Source organism: Variovorax sp. PBL-E5 (genome assembly GCF_901827185.1).
In the GTDB taxonomy this organism is placed as follows: Bacteria; Pseudomonadota; Gammaproteobacteria; order Burkholderiales; family Burkholderiaceae_C; genus Variovorax.
This window is the reverse complement of the sequence record NZ_LR594671.1, coordinates 2,922,429-2,939,926: the sequence shown is the minus strand read 5'-3', so window position 1 is coordinate 2,939,926 and position 17,498 is coordinate 2,922,429. Positions and strand designations below refer to the sequence as shown.

The window sequence follows — 17,498 nt, the reverse complement described above, 5'->3', positions numbered from 1 at the left end:
ACGGGCTCAGCGCAGCGGATGTCTTCGCGCGTGAGAAGAGACGTGGTGGCATTCGGCAACGGACGCTCAGTGCTCCGACGACTCGGACGTAGCGTCGGTAGCCTTCAGGAATTGAGCAAAACCGGGGTCGGTGTAAGCCGCCGGCGGCAGATCGTCCGTCAGCAACGCCGAGTCGATTTCAGCCAGCTCGTTCGTGCGACTGTCATCTTGCATGACGCTGATCGCAACGAGCCCTGCCGCAAGCGCCACCAACGGAATGACCGAACCGATGCGCGTCCACCAGCCCGCGCCCAGCGTCGCCGCGCGCCCACCCGACACGGCCACTGGCGTCATCCCAAGCTGCCGTACGACCTTGCGGCGCGCGACAGCCTGAGCGCGCGCGACCCGCAGGCGCTCGCCGACCTCGTGTGACAGTTCGAGGTTGCCGGCTGAAAGTCGAGCTGCAAGCCGATGGCCAAACTGGTCCTCGGTCACGACCGAAGAGGGCGAAAGCGTGGTGTTCATAACGAAATTCCCTTGGCTTTGAGTGCTTTGCTCAGAGCATGCACGGCGCGCGAACAATGAGTCTTGACGCTGCCTTCGGAACAGCCCATGGCGGCGGCCGTTTCGGCGACGTCCATTTCTTCCCAGTAACGCATCAGAAAGGCCTCGCGTTGACGACCCGGCAAAGCGGCAATTTGTTCCTCGATTTCGTGAAAGACCTGGGCGCGCCTCGTGGTGTCCTCGGCGCTCTCGGTTTCCCGTGCATCGGTGGGCGAGACGACGTGCTCTAGAAGATCGAAATCACCGTCGTCGTCCAGAGATTCGAAGTCGCTGAGGTTGGAAAACAACGCCCGCCGGGTCTTCTGACGACGAAACCAATCGAGCGTGCAATTGGAAAGGATGCGCTGGAACAGCAGCGGCAACTCGTTGGCCGGCTTGTCGCCGTAATGCTCGGCCAGCTTCATCATGCTGTCCTGCACGATGTCGAGTGCGGCCTCCTCGTCCCGCACGTGGTAGACCGAACGCTTGAAAGCGCGGCGCTCAACGCTTTTCAGGAAATCGGAAAGTTCTTGTTCGGTGGCCAAGCGAGCTCCGGCGCGGGAAAGCGCCGTATGGGATGTTGTCTCGGGGACGGTTGCGTTTTTGCAGCCGCGGATTATGCATCCGCGCCCGTCGCCTGCCTTGCCGCGGGAGCACTCAAGGCGAATGGCATAATCCGCATTCCAAGACAAACGGCAAACGGGTCACGGTCCGGCGGTGCGACAAGTCCGCCCATGGCTTTGGCCTCAAGTTCCGACGCGGCTTCAAAAGAGCTGATGAAGGAGCACCCAAGGTTTTTCGTTCCCGAAAAAACACAAAGGTTCATCATGGAAATTTCGAAGGCGGAACTCGCTTCCGCAGCTGCCGCGACAGGCAGTCAAACGCAGGAACTCATGGGCGCCGAGGTGCTGGTCAAGGCACTGCAAGCCGAAGGCGTGAAGTATGTCTGGGGCTACCCAGGCGGCGCGGTTCTCTACATCTACGACGCTTTCTACAAGCAGGACACCATCCAGCACGTGCTGGTGCGTCACGAGCAGGCGGCGGTCCATGCTGCGGACGGCTATGCGCGCGCAACCGGGGAGGTCGGTGTGGCCCTGGTGACCTCGGGGCCGGGTCTGACCAATGCGGTGACCGGCATCGCGACGGCCTACATGGACAGCATCCCGATGGTGATCATCTCGGGCCAGGTGCCGACCGCGGCGATCGGGCTCGATGCGTTCCAGGAATGCGACACCGTCGGCATCACGCGGCCGGTCGTCAAGCACAACTTCCTCGTCAAGGATGCCAAGGATCTGGCCATGACGATGAAGAAGGCCTTCCACATCGCACGCACTGGCCGTCCCGGTCCTGTGGTGGTGGATGTGCCGAAGGACGTTTCCTTCAAGAAAACCACGTTCACCGGCTATCCGGAGAAGGTGGAAATGCGCTCGTACAACCCGGTGCGCAAGGGGCATGGCGGGCAGATCCGCAAGGCACTTCAGCTGTTGCTGGCCGCCAAGCGTCCGTACATCTACACGGGTGGCGGGGTGTTGCTCGGCAATGCGACGAACGAATTGCGCACTCTCGTCGACATGCTCGGCTATCCGGTCACCAACACCTTGATGGGTCTGGGTGCCTATCCGGCCAGCGATCGCAAGTTCCTTGGCATGCTGGGGATGCATGGCACCATCGAGGCCAACAACGCGATGCAGAACTGCGACGTGCTGCTCGCGGTAGGCGCTCGTTTCGATGATCGCGTGATCGGCAACCCGAAGCACTTCGCGCAGAACGAACGCAAGATCATTCATATCGACATCGATCCTTCCAGCATCTCGAAGCGGGTGCGGGTGGATATCCCGATCGTGGGCGACGTGAAGGACGTGCTGACCGAACTCATTTCGATGATCAAGGAGAGCAGCACGAAGCCCGATGCCGGCGCGCTCGCCGGTTGGTGGGACACCATCGAAGGCTGGCGCAGCAAGGATTGCCTCAAGTACGACCGCGGCAACAAGGACGTCATCAAGCCGCAGTACGTGGTCGAGACGCTCTGGAACATGACCAAGGACGCCGATACCTACATCACGTCCGACGTCGGCCAGCACCAGATGTGGGCGGCTCAGTACTACCGCTTCGACGAACCGCGCCGCTGGATCAATTCCGGCGGCCTGGGAACGATGGGCGTGGGCATTCCCTACGCAATGGGCATCAAGCTGGCCAAGCCGGAGTCCGAGGTGTTCTGCATCACGGGCGAGGGGTCGGTTCAGATGTGCATCCAGGAACTGTCGACCTGTCTGCAGTACAACACGCCCATCAAGATCTGCTCGCTCAACAACCGCTATCTCGGCATGGTCCGGCAGTGGCAGGAGATCGAGTACTCGGGACGCTACAGCCACAGCTACATGGATGCGCTGCCCAATTTCGTGAAGTTGGCTGAGGCCTACGGTCATGTCGGCATGCTGATCGAAAGACCGCAGGACGTCGAACCGGCGTTGCGCGAGGCGCGCAAGCTCAAGGACCGCACCGTGTTCATGGATTTCCGCACCGATCCAACCGAGAACGTCTTCCCGATGGTCAAGGCCGGGATGGGCATCACCGAAATGCTGCTGGGGTCCGAGGACCTCTAGAGAAACCTGAAGTCCCCGGTTCGCCAGGATCGGGTTTTTCGTCCAATCCTTTTCGACGAATCTATTGTCCGCCGAGCCCGCGCATTACCGTGCGTGGGGGAGGGCGGCGAAAAGAGGAAGTCTTCGCTCATGAAACACATCATTGCCGTGCTGCTCGAGAACGAGCCCGGTGCACTCTCGCGCGTCGTGGGCCTGTTTTCGGCCCGTGGCTACAACATCGAATCGCTGACCGTCGCTCCCACCGAGGACCCGAGCCTGTCCCGCATGACGATCGTCACGGCGGGCTCCGACGACGTGATCGAGCAGATCACGAAGCATCTCAACCGCCTGATCGAGGTCGTGAAGGTCGTGGATCTCACCGAAGGCGCCTATACCGAGCGTGAGCTCATGATGGTGAAGGTGCGTGCCGTCGGCAAGGAGCGCGAGGAGATGATGCGCATGGCCGAGATCTTTCGCGGCCGCATCATCGACGTGACCGACAAGAGCTACACGATCGAACTCACCGGCGACCACGGCAAGAACGATGCGTTCCTGGAAGCCATCGATCGCGGCGCGATTCTCGAAACCGTCCGCACCGGCGCCAGCGGCATTGGCCGCGGCGAGCGCATCCTGCGCGTCTGAGCAACCCATCCATATCCACCGAATCTACGAAGGAGAAATCATGAAGGTCTACTACGACAAGGACGCTGATCTGAGCCTCATCAAGGGCAAGACGGTTGCAATCATCGGCTATGGCAGCCAGGGCCATGCGCATGCTCAGAATCTGAACGACAGTGGCGTGAAGGTCGTGGTCGGGCTGCGCAAGGGCGGTGCTTCCTGGCCGAAGGTCGAGAAGGCCGGCCTGAAGGTCGCCGAGGTCGCCGACGCGGTGAAGTCGGCCGACGTCGTGATGATCCTGCTGCCCGACGAGCAGATCGCCAGCGTCTACAAGAACGACGTGGCGCCGCATATCAAGGAAGGCGCGTCGCTGGTGTTCGCGCATGGCTTCAATGTCCACTACGGCTTCGTGCAGCCGCGCGCGGATCTCGACGTCTGGATGGTCGCGCCCAAGGCGCCGGGCCACACGGTGCGCAGTACTTACACCCAAGGCGGCGGTGTGCCGCACCTGATCGCCGTGCATGCCGACAAGAGCGGCAAGGCGCGCGACCTCGCCCTCTCGTACGCCACAGCCAACGGCGGCGGCAAGGCCGGCATCATCGAAACCAATTTCCGCGAAGAGACCGAGACCGATCTGTTCGGCGAACAGGCTGTCCTGTGCGGCGGCACCGTCGAATTGATCAAGGCCGGCTTCGAAACGCTGGTCGAGGCGGGCTACGCTCCTGAAATGGCGTATTTCGAATGCCTGCACGAGTTGAAGCTCATCGTCGATCTGATCTATGAAGGCGGTATCGCCAACATGAACTACTCGATCTCGAACAACGCCGAGTACGGCGAGTACGTGACTGGGCCGCGCATCGTGACGGAAGACACCAAGAAGGTCATGAAGCAGGTCCTGAAGGACATCCAGACCGGCGAATACGCCAAGAGCTTCGTCCTGGAAAACGCAGGTGGTGCTCCGACGCTGATCAGCCGCCGGCGCCTCAATGCCGAGCATCAGATCGAAGTGGTCGGCGAGAAGCTGCGCGCGATGATGCCCTGGATCAAGAAGAACAAGCTGGTCGACCAGACCCGCAACTGATCGGACAATTTCCGACGCGAAAAGGGCCACCCTGCGCGGTGGCCCTTTTCTTTCCAGGCAAGCCGATGCCTGAACTACACTGCCCTCGATGCGATCTACTCACCCTCTTGTTGTTGTAAATCCGGTAGCTGCCCGCCGAGCAGCCACGGGCGCGGGAGATGCTTCCCGTGCATGACGACACCGTTCCCGAAGGCGTGTTGCTTCGCAAGCGGCGCAAGGGCATCTACATCCTGCCGAATCTGTTCACGCTGGCAGCACTGTTCGGGGGCTTCTATTCGGTCGTGATGGCCATGAACGCGCGCTTCGACCTGGCCGCGCTCGGCGTCTTTGCAGCGATGGTGCTCGATAGCCTGGACGGCCGTGTCGCGCGCATGACCAACACGCAAAGTGCGTTCGGCGAGCAGATGGATTCCCTGTCCGACATGGTGTCCTTCGGTGCGGCGCCCGCGCTCATCGCCTACGAATGGTCGCTCAAGGGCCTGGGGCGCTGGGGCTGGATTGCGGCTTTCGTCTATTGCGCCTGTGCGGCATTGCGCCTTGCGCGTTTCAACGTCAACACCGGGGTGGTCGACAAGCGCTGGTTTCAGGGGCTACCTTCCCCGGCGGCTGCGGCGCTGGTGGCGGGCTTCATCTGGCTCGTGACGGAGTGGGGCAAGCGCGGCGGTGAAGTCCTCTATCTTTCCTGGAACCAGATCACCTGGATCACCTTCGGCTTCACGCTGTATGCGGGTCTGACGATGGTGACCAACGTGCCGTTCTACAGCTTCAAGGACATCCAGATGAAGCGGAGCGTGCCATTCGCCGTGATCGTGCTGATCGCCTTGGGCATCGCCGTCATCAACATCAATCCGCCGACCGTCCTGTTCGGCCTGTTCGTCGCCTACGGCCTCAGTGGCTATGTGGTCTATGCGTGGCGCAAGTCGAAAGGGCAACCCGTGAGCGTCATCAGCGTGTCGACCGATGAACCGGACGAACGCGGGCTGCACAACTAGGGTCGCCGCGAGCGGCCGGCGGTCTGTGCTACATTCCCAACCCTCATGACCAAGATTTCGCTGGCCCTACTAATCGTCCCTCACGGGCGAAGACGGTAGCGCACGCGCAATTCCCTCCTCACGGCCCGTATGCACCAGCAACGGGCCGTTCTGTTTGGGGTTGCTGGCTGACCCACCACAGCGAGAAATACCAGATGTTGAAGCAACCCAACCGCAAGTACCGCGCCACCGCGCCCATCGGTCTCAAGGATCGCACCTGGCCCGACACCGTGCTGACCCGGGCCCCCATCTGGCTGTCGACCGATCTGCGCGATGGCAATCAGGCGCTGGTGGAGCCCATGGACATCGCACGCAAGATGCGCATGTTCGAGATGCTGGTCGCGATCGGCTTCAAGGAAATCGAGGTCGGCTTTCCCTCGGCTTCGCAGATCGAGTTCGACTTCATCCGCAAGCTGATCGAGGAAGACCGCATCCCGGATGACGTGACGATCCAGGTGCTCACGCAGGCGCGCGACCATCTGATCGAGCGCACCTTCGAGGCGCTGCAAGGCGTGCCGCGTGCGATCGTGCATCTGTACAACGCCGTGGCACCGGTGATGCGCCGCGTTGTCCTCGGGATGGATGAAGACGAGATCGTCGAACTCGCGGCCAACCATGCGCGCATGTTCAACGAACTCGCCGCCAAACAGCCCGCAACCCGATGGACGTTCCAGTATTCGCCCGAGATGTTCTCGGGTACCGACCTCGGCTTTTCCAAGCGCGTGGTCGACGCGGTCACCGCGGTCTGGGCGCCGACGCCGGAGCGCAAGTGCATCGTCAACCTGCCTTCGACCGTCGAGCACTCGACGCCCAACATCTTCGCCGACATGATCGAGTGGATGCATCGTCATCTCGCACGCCGCGACGCGATCGTGCTGTCGGTCCACCCGCACAACGACCGCGGCACGGGCACGGCGGCCGGCGAATTCGCACTGATGGCGGGCGCCGATCGCATCGAGGGCTGCCTGTTCGGCAACGGCGAGCGCACCGGCAACCTCGATCTGGTGAATGTCGCGCTCAATCTCTACACGCAAGGCGTGTCGCCCGAACTCGACTTCTCGAACATCGACGAGATCCGCACCGCTGTCGAGCATTGCAATCAGTTGCCAGTGCATCCGCGGCATCCCTATGTGGGCGATCTGGTCTACACGTCCTTCTCCGGCTCGCATCAGGATGCGATCAAGAAGGCCTTCGCCGCGCGCAAGGAGGGCGACATCTGGGACATGCCCTACCTCCCCGTCGATCCGAAGGATCTGGGCCGCAGCTACGAGGCCGTGATCCGCGTCAACAGCCAGTCCGGCAAAGGCGGCATCGCCTATCTGCTCGAGAGCGAATACGGGCTCGAGCTGCCGCGGCGCCTGCAGATGGAGTTCAGCCAGACGGTTCAGCGCGTGATGGATGTCGCCGGCAAGGAACTCACCGCGGCGGACCTGTGGCAATTGTTCGAGCGCGAATATCGGGTCAAGGACGAACCCGGACCGCAACACCGCGTGCTCGAAGAGCAGGGCGAGGGGGCTTCTGCCTCGGTCGTGTTGCATGCGGACCTGGCGTGGGAGGGCGAAATCAGACGGATCGAAGGTCGCGGCAACGGACCGATCGATGCCTTCATCCACGCCCTGGCCAGCGCCACCGGGCATTCGATTCGCGTGATCGACTATCACCAGCACGCGATTGGCGCGGGCGCGGACGCGCAGGCTGTCGCCTACCTCGAACTGCGCGTGGACGAGAGGACGACGCTGTTCGGCGTCGGCATGGACGCCAACATCATTTCAGCGTCGCTCAAAGCCATCGTCTCGGGATTGCAGCGGGCGCGGGCGCAGGGTGCGCGCAGCGCACAATCCTTGGCTGAGCCCGCATAAAGATTCTGGAGATCCACGATGGCCGACAAACTCATCATTTTCGACACCACCTTGCGCGATGGCGAGCAGTCCCCGGGCGCCTCCATGACCAAGGATGAGAAGCTGCGCATCGCGCGCTTGCTGGAGCGCCTGCGGGTCGACGTCATCGAGGCGGGCTTTCCTGCCAGCTCGAACGGCGATTTCGACGCTGTGGTGGCGATTGCCAACGCCATCAAGGATTCGACCGTGTGCGGTCTTTCGCGCGCCAACGATCGCGACATCTCGCGCGCGGCAGCGGCGCTCAAGGGCGCAGCCAACGGCCGCATCCATACCTTCATCGCGACCTCGCCGCTGCACATGGAAAAGAAACTGCGAATGACGCCGGACGAAGTGTTCGAGCAAGCGCGGCTCTCGGTGCGCTTCGCGCGCAACCTGATCGCTGATGTCGAGTTCAGTCCCGAGGACGGCTATCGCAGCGATCCGGACTTCCTGTGTCGCGTCCTCGAGGCCGTCATCCAGGAAGGTGCGACGACCATCAATGTCCCCGACACGGTGGGCTACGCCATCCCGGAGCTCTACGGCAACTTCATTCGAGACCTGCGCGAGCGCATTCCGAACAGCGACAAGGCGGTCTGGTCGGTGCATTGTCACAACGACCTGGGCATGGCCGTCGCGAACTCCCTGGCGGGCGTGAAGATCGGCGGCGCCCGGCAGGTCGAATGCACGATCAACGGGCTCGGCGAGCGCGCGGGCAACTGCTCGCTCGAGGAGATCGTTATGGCGGTGAAGACCCGCAAGGACTACTTCGGCCTGGACCTGGCCATCGATACCCGGCACATCGTGGCGGCGAGCCGCATGGTCAGCCAGACGACCGGCTTCGTGGTCCAGCCCAACAAGGCCGTGGTGGGGGCCAACGCCTTCGCGCATGCCTCGGGGATCCACCAGGATGGCGTGCTCAAGGCCCGCGACACCTACGAAATCATGCGCGCCGAAGATGTAGGCTGGAGCGCCAACAAGATCGTGCTGGGCAAGCTCAGTGGGCGCAACGCGTTCAAGCAGCGCCTGCTCGAACTTGGCGTGACAATGGAGAGCGAGGGTGACATCAATGCGGCGTTCGCGCGCTTCAAGGAACTCGCCGACCGGAAAAGTGAAATATTTGACGAAGACATCCTCGCGCTCGTCAGCGACGAGGAGTTGTCGCACGTTGCTGAGCAGTTCGGTTTTGTGTCTCTGTCGCAACACAGTGAAACCGGCGAGCGGCCTCAGGCCCGCGTCGTCTTCACCGTGCGAGGCAAGGAAGTCACGGGCGAGTCGGATGGCAACGGTCCGGTCGACGCGTCATTGAAGGCCATCGAGGCGCACGTCAAGAGCGGTGCCGAGATGGTGCTCTATTCGGTGAATGCGATCAGCGGGTCGACGGAGAGTCAGGGCGAGGTCACCGTGCGATTGCAGAATGCCGGACGGGTGGTCAATGGGGTGGGCGCCGATCCTGACATCGTGGTGGCGTCGGCCAAGGCTTACTTGAGTGCACTCAATAAGTTACAGAGCCAAGCTGAGAGAGTAGCGGCACAAGGTTAGGTTTTTGCGTGATCCTTGCTTTCGAATGAAGAAGAGGATGCAAGTAACTGATATTGCGTGTCTTTTTCGATTTCGATACACTGCGGTTTTCTTTCGTCGCCGCTGGAGAGTTTTTAATGCCTGAAGCCCGCTTCCATCGAGTTTCCAGCCAGCGGTTTCTGCCTGCTCTTCGCCTCGTCGCCGTCGCGCTTTGCGCCACGGCGTTTTTTCTGCCTGCCGCCAATGCCGCCAAGAAGGCGCCGGCTACCAAGAAAGTCCAGGTCAGCGTGGACAGCAAGCGAAAGGTGCACACCGCCGCTGCGGTCTCGCATACCGTCGCTTCCAGGCGCAAGGGCGGCAGCGAGCGCGCCGCGCGGGAGCGGGTCGTGAGCGGTGGCCGCAACGTGGTGGCCACCATTCGCAAGAGGGGCGGCAAGACCGTAGTCGCGGTGCAGCGGCGGTCGGTGGTTCGGGTGCCTGAGGCGCCTCATCTGTCCTATGGCCAACTGGCCGGCCTGCACAGCACGGAGGACGCCCTCGATCTGAAATCCAGCGCGGCACTGGTGATCGACCAGGACACGCGCGAGGTGCTCTTCAGCAAGAATGACCATGCCGTGCTGCCGATCGCTTCGCTGACCAAGCTCATGACCGGCCTGATCGTGAGCGAGGCGCGCCTGCCCTCCGATGAACTGATCACCATTACGCAGGACGATGTTGATACGGAAAAGCGAAGCAGCTCGCGGCTGACCGTCGGCACGACCCTGCCGCGCGGTGAACTCCTGCACCTTGCACTGATGTCGAGCGAAAACCGTGCGGCGCATGCACTCGGGCGCACCTATCCGGGTGGGCTGGCCACTTTCGTGAGCGTCATGAACGCCAAGGCCAGGATGCTCGGCATGAAAGACACCCGCTACGTCGAGCCGACCGGGTTGTCGAGCCGCAACCAGTCGAGCGCCCAGGATCTGGCGTTGCTGGTCAACGCAGCCTACGCCGATGCCACCGTGCGTGAGCTGACCACGTCGCCGGAATACCAGGTGGAAGTCGGCAATCGCGTGCTCCAGTTCAACACGACGAACCGTCTCGTCAAGAACCCGGACTGGGACATCGGTGTCCAGAAGACCGGCTTCATCAACGAGGCAGGACAATGCCTCGTGATGCAGGCTCGGATCGCCGGTCGCAAGCTGATCATGGTATTCCTCGACTCTGCCGGCAAGCTGAGCCGCATTGCCGACGCCGAGCGCGTTCGGCGCTGGGTCGAAGCCAATCACACGATGGGCACGTCGGCCGCGCAGCAGAACATCGCAGCGCACATTGCGGGTTGAGGCCCTCCTGCGCTTGCGCTTGCGCTTCCAGGCGCAAAGCGCGAGGGCGGGTCAGGCCGCTGCCGGCGTGTTCACCTTGTAGCCCAGCGCACTCGAGATTTCGTTGGCCGTGGCCTGCAGTTTGGGCAGCCAGCCATCGTCCAGCCGATCCGCCGGCGCCGAAATCGACAGGCCTGCAATCAGCTTGCCCTGGTCGTCGTAGATGCCTGCCGCCATGCAGCGCACGCCGAGTTCGAGCTCCTCGTTGTCCCGTGCAATGCCGTACTGGCGCGCCTTGGACAGCTCCCGCTCCAGCGCCGGCAATTGCGTGATGCTGTTGCGTGTGTGGCCCGCTAGGCCGGTTCGTGTGGCGTAGCTGCGCACGCGCTGCGGGTCGTCGAGCGCGAGAAACAGCTTGCCGGTGGACGTGAGATGCAGCGGTGCCCGACCGCCGATGGCGCGAACCACCTGCATGCCGGAGCGTTCGCTGTAGGCGCGCTCGACGTAGATGATCTCATCGCCTTGCCGCATGCTGAGATTGACGGGCTGCTGGGTCAGCTTGTGGAGTTCGCGCATCGGCGTCATGGCGGCATCGCGCACATTGAGCCGCCCCTTGACCAGGTTGCCGAGTTCCAGCAGGCGCATGCCCAGCCGATAGCTGCCCGCTTCGGGACGGTCGACAAAACGACCGATCGCAAGATCGTTCAGGATGCGGTGGGTGGTGGAGGGGTGAAGTCCGGTCTTTTCGCTGATTTCCTTCAGCGAGATGGCCTCTTCACGCGACGCCAGCACGTCGATCAGCGAGAACATGCGCTCGATCACCTGGATGACGGGCACGGCTGGAACGTCGGATTGTGGTTTTCTCATGGGCAACGCGGGTGGACCGGTCGCGATTTTACTTCGTGAAATGCTCGGATGCCTGCCAGCGGTTGTCGATCAGCACTTCGTGCGGGCCGAACCGCGCCTTGTAGTTCATCTTGGCGCTGCCCTCGATCCAGTAGCCGAGGTAGACGTGCGCGAGATCGAGCTTGCGCGCCTGTTCGATCTGCCAGAGAACGCTGTAGGTGCCGTAGCCCGCACCTGCATCGGGCTCATAGAAGGTGTAGACGGCGGAGAGCCCGTCGTTCAGCACATCGAGGATGGAGACCATCTTCAGGTCGCCCACGCTGCCGTCCGGCCCTGTTTCGCGGAACTCCACCAGCCGTGAGTTGACACGGCTTTGGAGCAGGAACTGGGTGTACTGGTCGATGCTGTCGTGATCCATGCCACCGCCCGCATGCCGTCCATTCTGGTAGCGAAGATACAACTGGTAGTGCTCGGGCACGAAGCAGAGCTTCAGCACGCGGGCCTGCAGGTTCGCATGGCGCTTCTGGGCGCGGCGCTGGCTGCGATTGGGCTGAAATTCCTTGGCCAGCACGCGCAGCGGGACGCAGGCGCTGCAACCGTCGCAATACGGCCGGTAGGTGAACATCCCGCTGCGTCGGAAGCCGCTCAGCACCAGGTCCGAGTAGGCGTCGTTGTGGATCAGATGGCTGGGCGTGGCGACTTGCGAGCGCGCCTGCCGGTCCGGCAGGTAGCTGCACGGATAGGGTGCTGTCGCGTAGAACTGCAGCGTATGGAGCGGAAGATCCTTGAGGTGCGTCACGTCGTGAAGGAGGGTCGCGCGGACAGGAGTTCTGCCCAGTATACGGGGTCGAATCGCCAGTCGGGGCCTGTCTGCTGGCGGCTGTCGGCCACGTGCGACAGGAAGTCGGCTCGCGGCACCTCGCGCGCGCCGAGCCCGGCAAGATGGGCCGTGTTCTGCTGGCAATCGATCATCGGAATGTCGTACCGGCGGCACAGGCACACCAGCGCCGCAAGCGCGATCTTGGAGGCGTCGGCCCGGTGCGCGAACATCGACTCGCCGAACACCGCGCGCCCGATCGCCACGCAATACAGCCCGCCGGCGAGTTCCCCGTCGATCCAGGTTTCGATGCTGTGCGCGTGCCCCGCGCGATGCAATGCGATGTACGCATCCACCATCTCGGGCAGGATCCAAGTGCCGGTCTGGCCGGCTCGCGGCGCCTGCGAGCAGGCTTCGATCACGGTCTCGAAATCGTGGTCGATGCGAATCTCGCAGCCTTCGGCAGATGCGAAGCGCGCCAGCGTCTTGCGCAGCGAGCGATGGAGCCTGAACCGGGCGGCTTCCAGGACCATCCGCGGATCGGGGCTCCACCACAGGATGGGCTGGCCTTCGCTGAACCACGGAAAGATCCCGTTGCCGTAGGCCTGCAGAAGGGTCGCGACGTCGAGCCCTCCGCCGGCGGCCAGAAGACCTGGAACAGGGTCGGCTGCGCCCCAGGCCGATGCGGCGCAGGGCAGGGGTTCACCAGGAACGAGCCAGGGCAGTTGCATGATTGAAGGTATACACGGCTTCGGCGGCATGAGCGCTTTGAAAGCAGGATGTGCCCGATGCCCATATAGTTCCCCTCGTATTTTCAGCTGCTCGCAAGATCCAAAGGACCACGGTGACATCCGAAACTAATCCCATGCGCTTCGGCAGCGGCCAGGCCGTTCGGCGCGTCGAAGACGAAAACCTGCTTGCCGGCGCCGGACGCTACACCGACGACGTCAGGCTGCCGGGGCAGACCTTTCTGTGCTTCGTCCGTTCTCCCTATCCGCATGCCCGGCTGGTGTCCGTCGACACCGCGACGGCCGTCGCCATGCCCGGTGTGCTGCGCGTCCTGACCGGTGCGGATCTGGCCGCGGCGGGCGTCAAGTCCATGCCGGGCGCCGCGGGGTTCAAGCGCGCGGACGGTGCCGATTGCGCCACGCCGCCACGGCATGCGCTGGCCCGCGATAGGGTGCGCTTCGTCGGCGAGCCGGTCGCTGCCGTGATCGCCGAGACGGCGCGCGAGGCACGCGATGCCGCCGAGGCGGTGGTGGCCGACTACGAAGAGCTGCCGATGGTCGTCGATCTCGCCGGCGCGACCGCCGAAGGCGCGCCGCTCGTCTGCGACACGGCCACCGGCAACGTCGCGGCCGAAATGCGCCATGGAAGCAGCGATGCGACGGCCGCTGCCTTCGCCCGGGCCAGCCACGTGATCGCGCTCGATGTCGTCAATCAGCGCGTCGTGGCCTTGACGATCGAGCCGCGCTCGGTGCTCGCCGATTTCGACCCGGCATCGGAGCGCGTGACGCTGCGCATGAGCACCCAGATGCCGTCCGGTGTGCGCGATTCAGTGTGCGACGCGATCGGCCTGCCCAAGGACAAGCTGCGCGTGGTGGTGGGCGATGTCGGCGGTGGCTTCGGCATGAAGACGGGCGCCTACCCGGAGGACATCGTCGTCGTCTTCGCTGCGCGTGCGATACGGCGGCCGGTGAAATGGGTGGCCGACCGCAGCGAGGAATTCGTCTCGAGCGCACACGGCCGCGACGTCGAAGCCCAGGCCGAGCTCGCACTCGACGCGCAAGGCCGGATCCTGGCGCTTCGCATCAGGACGCTCGCCAATGTCGGCGCCTACGCGACCGGCACCGGCGTCGCGATCCAGCTGCTCATCGGGCCCTGGGTCCAGACCAGCGTCTACGACATCCAGACCATCGATTTCCATTTCAAGGCGGTGTTGACCAACACCGCGCCCACCGGCGCCTACCGCGGCGCAGGGCGGCCCGAGGCCATCTACACCATCGAGCGCCTGATGGACGAAGCGGCGCGCCAGACCGGCATCGACCGCATCGAACTGCGGCGGCGAAACTTCATCCAGCCTTCGCAGATGCCCTACACCAACCCGATGAAGCAGACCTACGACACGGGCCAGTTCGAATCCGTCATGGACCAGGCGCTCGCGCTGGCGGACTGGCAGGGCTTTGAGGCCCGCGCGGCCGAGTCGAAGCGCCGGGGCAAGATGCGCGGCCTCGGCATCGCCACCTTCCTGGAATGGACCGGCGGCAACGTCTTCGAGGAGCGCGTGACCGTCTCGGTCCAGGCCGACGGCATCATCGAGGTGTTCTCGGCCGTCAACGCGATGGGGCAGGGCATCGCGACCAGCCTGGCCCAACTGGCGGTCGACACCTTCGGCGTGCCGATCGAGAAAGTCCGCATCGTGCTGGGCGACACCGACCGCGGCGACGGCTTCGGCAGCGCCGGGTCGCGTTCGCTCTTCACGGGCGGCTCCGCCGTGCGCGTGGGCGCGGAGCGGACCATCGACAAGGCGAAGCAGCTGGCGGCGGCAGAGTTCGAAGTCGCGGCCGAAGACGTTCGCTACGCGGCCGGCGCCTTCACGGTTGCCGGCACCGACCTGGAACTGGACCTGTTCGCGCTGGCAGGCAAGCAGCCGGAGCGCGAGATCTTCGTCGACTCCACCAGCGCTGTCTCGGGCCCCACCTGGCCCAACGGCTGCCACATCACCGAGGTCGAGATCGATCCGCCGACCGGCGACGCGAGCGTGGTTGCCTATGCCTCGGTCAATGACGTGGGCCGCGTCGTCAACCCGTTGATCGTGCGCGGCCAGCTCGAAGGCGGTGCCGTCCAGGGCATCGGGCAGGCCTTGTGCGAGCGCGTGGTGTACGACACCGAAACCGGTCAGCCGCTGACCGGCAGCCTGATGGACTACGCCGCACCGCGCGCGGACATCATCGCGTCGATGTTCCGCATGGAAATGGACGAGAGCACGCCCTGTCTCAACAATCCCCTGGGCGTGAAGGGCGTCGGCGAACTCGGCACCATCGGCGCCACGCCGGCGGTCGTCAACGCGGTGGCGGATGCGCTGGCCCGCAACCATCTGGCCGACCGCGCACCCCATCTGGACATGCCGCTGAGTTCCGCGCGCCTGTGGCAGCTCATGCAGGCCGCGAACTGAGCCAGCCGGGCGAGCGCGGGCCTCAGAAATCCTCGAGCGGCAATCCCACGTAGTTTTCCGCGAGGGAGGTCGATGCGGCGCGCGAGTGCACCAGGTAGTCGAGCTCGGCCTCCTGGATCTTCTGGCCGAACTCGCCGGTCTCGGGAAAGCGGTGCATCAGCGAGGTGAACCACCACGAGAAGCGCTCGGCCTTCCAGACCCGGCGCAGGCAGAGGTCGGAGTAGCGGTCGAGCGCCGACGCCGATTTCCCGGTGTAGAAGATCTCGAAGGCGCGCGACAGGAAGCCGACGTCCGCAGTCGCCAGGTTCAATCCCTTGGCGCCGGTCGGCGGCACGATGTGCGCGGCGTCGCCGGCCAGGAACAGGCTGCCGAAGCGCATCGGCTCGGCGACGAAGCTGCGCAGAGGCGCGATGCTTTTTTCCAGCGAAGGACCGGTCACGAGGTGTTCCCGCGCTTCCGGATCGAGCCGCAGGCGCAATTCGTTCCAGAAGGCTTCGTCGCTCCAGTTCTCGACGCGTTCGTCGGTGGGCACCTGCACGTAGTAGCGGCTGCGCGCGGCACTGCGCATGCTGCACAGCGCGAAGCCGCGCGGGGTGTTGGCATAGATGAGTTCGTGCGACACGGGCGGCACATCGGCCAGCACGCCGAGCCAGCCGAAGGGGTAGACCTTTTCGCAGGTATGGAGCGATTGCGCCGGCACGCTGGCGCGGCTGACGCCGTGGTAGCCGTCGCAACCGGCGATGAAGTCGCATTCGATCTCGTGGGTGGCGCCGTCCTTCAGGTAGCGCACGCGCGGCCTGCCCGTGTCGAAGTCGTGCAGGCTCACCGACGACGCGCTGTAGAGGGTCGTCAGGCCCTCCGCCGCGCGCGCTGCCATCAGGTCTCGCGTGACCTCGGTCTGGCCATACACCGTGACCTGCTTGCCGTCGGTAAGGCCATGCATGTCGATGCGATGTCGCGCGCCCTTGAACAGCAATTCGATGCCTCCATGCGGCAGGCCCTCGGCCTTGGCGCGCGCGTCGACGCCGGCGCGTTCGAGCAGGTCCATCGTGATCTGTTCCAGCACGCCGGCGCGGATGCGGCCCAGCACGTAGTCGCCGGTTTGCCGCTCCACGATGATGTTGTCGATGCCGGCCTTGTACAGCAGCTGGCCGAGCAGAAGGCCGGCGGGGCCGGCGCCGATGATGGCGACTTGTGTGCGCATGCGTTGTCTCTCGATCTCGTGATTCAGGCAAGCGTAGGCCGCCGCGGCCGATTCGGCACGGCGCGATCCCATCCTCTGTGCGATCATGAGACAGTCTGCGCGATGATCGCGCAACACTTCATTCCATGACCATCGCCAAGCCCGACTTCATCGAAGGCATCGCCAAGGGCATGGCCGTGCTCGAGAGCTTCGACACCGAGCGCCAGCGCCTCAATGCGACGCTCGCGGCCGAACGCGCCGGCCTGACGCGGGCCGCGGCGCGGCGCCATCTGCTGACGCTGGCGCACCTCGGCTACCTCGAGACGGACGGCAGCTATTTCTGGATGGCGCCGAAGGTGCTGCGCTTTTCCGGCAGCTATCTCGCGTCGTCGCGCCTGCCGCGCGCGTTGCAGCCCACCTTGAACCGCCTCGCCGCGCAGACGCAGGAATCCTTTTCCGCGGTGGTGCTCGATGGCGAGGAGGTCGTCATCATCGCGCGCAGCGGCAGCTATGGTGCGCCGACGCGGGTGCTGGCCTATGGCCTCCATCTGGGCGCGCGCCTGCCGGCGCACGCGACGTCGACCGGCCGCGTGCTGCTCGCGGCGATGAGCACTGCGCAGTTCGCGCACTGGTTGAAGGGCCGCAGCCTGCCGCGCCTCACGCCGCAGACCGTCACGCAGGCGCGTGTGCTGCGCCAGCTCGTCGCGCGGGCGCGCAAGGACGATTTCTGCTTTGCCAGCGAGGAACATGAACTCGGCGTGCAGGCGCTCGCCGTGCCGCTGCGCGACATGCAGGGGCATACGGTGGCGGCGCTCAACGTGGTGTTCTCCGGCACGCGCCATCAGGAAGACACGCTGCGCCACGAGATGCTCCCGCTCCTGTTCGAAGCAGCGCGCGAGGTCAGGGCACTCCTGTGAGGCGGATGAACTTCGCCGCCGTTACGATCT

General features: G+C 64.1%; 15 protein-coding genes. 9 read left to right on the top strand and 6 right to left on the bottom strand.

Annotation, left to right across the window (positions count from 1 at the left end):
* Positions 1-66: 66 nt before the first annotated feature.
* Entirely contained in the window at positions 67-504 is a 438-nt protein-coding gene (locus WDLP6_RS14265) for a DUF3619 family protein (RefSeq protein ID WP_162592852.1), read from the bottom strand.
* Entirely contained in the window at positions 501-1,067 is a 567-nt protein-coding gene (locus tag WDLP6_RS14260) for an RNA polymerase sigma factor (RefSeq protein ID WP_162567832.1), read from the bottom strand. Before WDLP6_RS14260 ends, WDLP6_RS14265 begins: the two co-directional genes overlap by 4 nt.
* Positions 1,068-1,349: 282 nt before the next feature.
* Between WDLP6_RS14260 and WDLP6_RS14255 the strand changes: the two genes are divergently transcribed.
* The 7 genes from WDLP6_RS14255 (at position 1,350) to WDLP6_RS14225 (ending at position 10,551) form a co-directional block, all read left to right on the top strand.
* Positions 1,350-3,125: an acetolactate synthase 3 catalytic subunit gene (locus WDLP6_RS14255; RefSeq protein WP_162592851.1), complete on the top strand. Its 1,776-nt coding sequence runs from the start codon at positions 1,350-1,352 to the stop codon at positions 3,123-3,125.
* A 129-nt stretch (positions 3,126-3,254) separates the two neighbouring features.
* Positions 3,255-3,746 (top strand): acetolactate synthase small subunit, encoded by a 492-nt coding sequence (ilvN, locus tag WDLP6_RS14250; protein ID WP_076998466.1) that lies wholly within the window; start codon positions 3,255-3,257, stop codon positions 3,744-3,746.
* 40 nt (positions 3,747-3,786) lie between these two features.
* Positions 3,787-4,803, top strand: coding sequence for a ketol-acid reductoisomerase (gene ilvC / locus WDLP6_RS14245; protein WP_162567831.1), 1,017 nt, complete (start codon positions 3,787-3,789; stop codon positions 4,801-4,803).
* A 167-nt stretch (positions 4,804-4,970) separates the two neighbouring features.
* Positions 4,971-5,795, top strand: a complete 825-nt coding sequence (gene pssA, locus WDLP6_RS14240; protein WP_232077064.1) for a CDP-diacylglycerol--serine O-phosphatidyltransferase — start codon at positions 4,971-4,973, stop codon at positions 5,793-5,795.
* A 194-nt stretch (positions 5,796-5,989) separates the two neighbouring features.
* On the top strand, positions 5,990-7,693 hold the full coding sequence (gene leuA / locus WDLP6_RS14235) for a 2-isopropylmalate synthase (RefSeq protein WP_162592849.1): 1,704 nt from the start codon (positions 5,990-5,992) through the stop codon (positions 7,691-7,693).
* 18 nt (positions 7,694-7,711) lie between these two features.
* Positions 7,712-9,250 (top strand): 2-isopropylmalate synthase, encoded by a 1,539-nt coding sequence (locus WDLP6_RS14230; protein ID WP_162567828.1) that lies wholly within the window; start codon positions 7,712-7,714, stop codon positions 9,248-9,250.
* Positions 9,251-9,366: 116 nt separating this feature from the next.
* Complete coding sequence (locus WDLP6_RS14225; RefSeq protein ID WP_162592848.1) at positions 9,367-10,551, top strand: serine hydrolase; 1,185 nt, start codon at positions 9,367-9,369, stop codon at positions 10,549-10,551.
* 51 nt (positions 10,552-10,602) lie between these two features.
* Here WDLP6_RS14225 and WDLP6_RS14220 read toward each other — a convergent pair whose 3' ends face one another.
* The 3 genes from WDLP6_RS14220 to aat are packed head-to-tail and all read right to left on the bottom strand — an operon-like array spanning position 10,603 to position 12,924.
* A complete protein-coding gene (locus WDLP6_RS14220) occupies positions 10,603-11,397 on the bottom strand; it encodes an IclR family transcriptional regulator (protein ID WP_162567827.1) in 795 nt (264 codons plus the stop codon).
* A 28-nt stretch (positions 11,398-11,425) separates the two neighbouring features.
* Positions 11,426-12,175: an arginyltransferase gene (locus WDLP6_RS14215; RefSeq protein WP_162567826.1), complete on the bottom strand. Its 750-nt coding sequence runs from the start codon at positions 12,173-12,175 to the stop codon at positions 11,426-11,428.
* Entirely contained in the window at positions 12,172-12,924 is a 753-nt protein-coding gene (gene aat / locus WDLP6_RS14210) for a leucyl/phenylalanyl-tRNA--protein transferase (protein ID WP_232077063.1), read from the bottom strand. The genes WDLP6_RS14215 and aat overlap by 4 nt, the downstream gene beginning before the upstream one ends.
* Positions 12,925-13,037: 113 nt before the next feature.
* Between aat and WDLP6_RS14205 the strand changes: the two genes are divergently transcribed.
* A complete protein-coding gene (locus WDLP6_RS14205) occupies positions 13,038-15,368 on the top strand; it encodes a xanthine dehydrogenase family protein molybdopterin-binding subunit (protein ID WP_162592847.1) in 2,331 nt (776 codons plus the stop codon).
* A 22-nt stretch (positions 15,369-15,390) separates the two neighbouring features.
* On the opposite strand, the gene pobA is transcribed toward WDLP6_RS14205, so the two are convergent.
* Entirely contained in the window at positions 15,391-16,572 is a 1,182-nt protein-coding gene (gene pobA, locus WDLP6_RS14200) for a 4-hydroxybenzoate 3-monooxygenase (protein WP_162592846.1), read from the bottom strand.
* A 125-nt stretch (positions 16,573-16,697) separates the two neighbouring features.
* Between pobA and WDLP6_RS14195 the strand changes: the two genes are divergently transcribed.
* Complete coding sequence (locus WDLP6_RS14195; protein ID WP_162592845.1) at positions 16,698-17,468, top strand: IclR family transcriptional regulator domain-containing protein; 771 nt, start codon at positions 16,698-16,700, stop codon at positions 17,466-17,468.
* Positions 17,469-17,498: the final 30 nt, after the last annotated feature.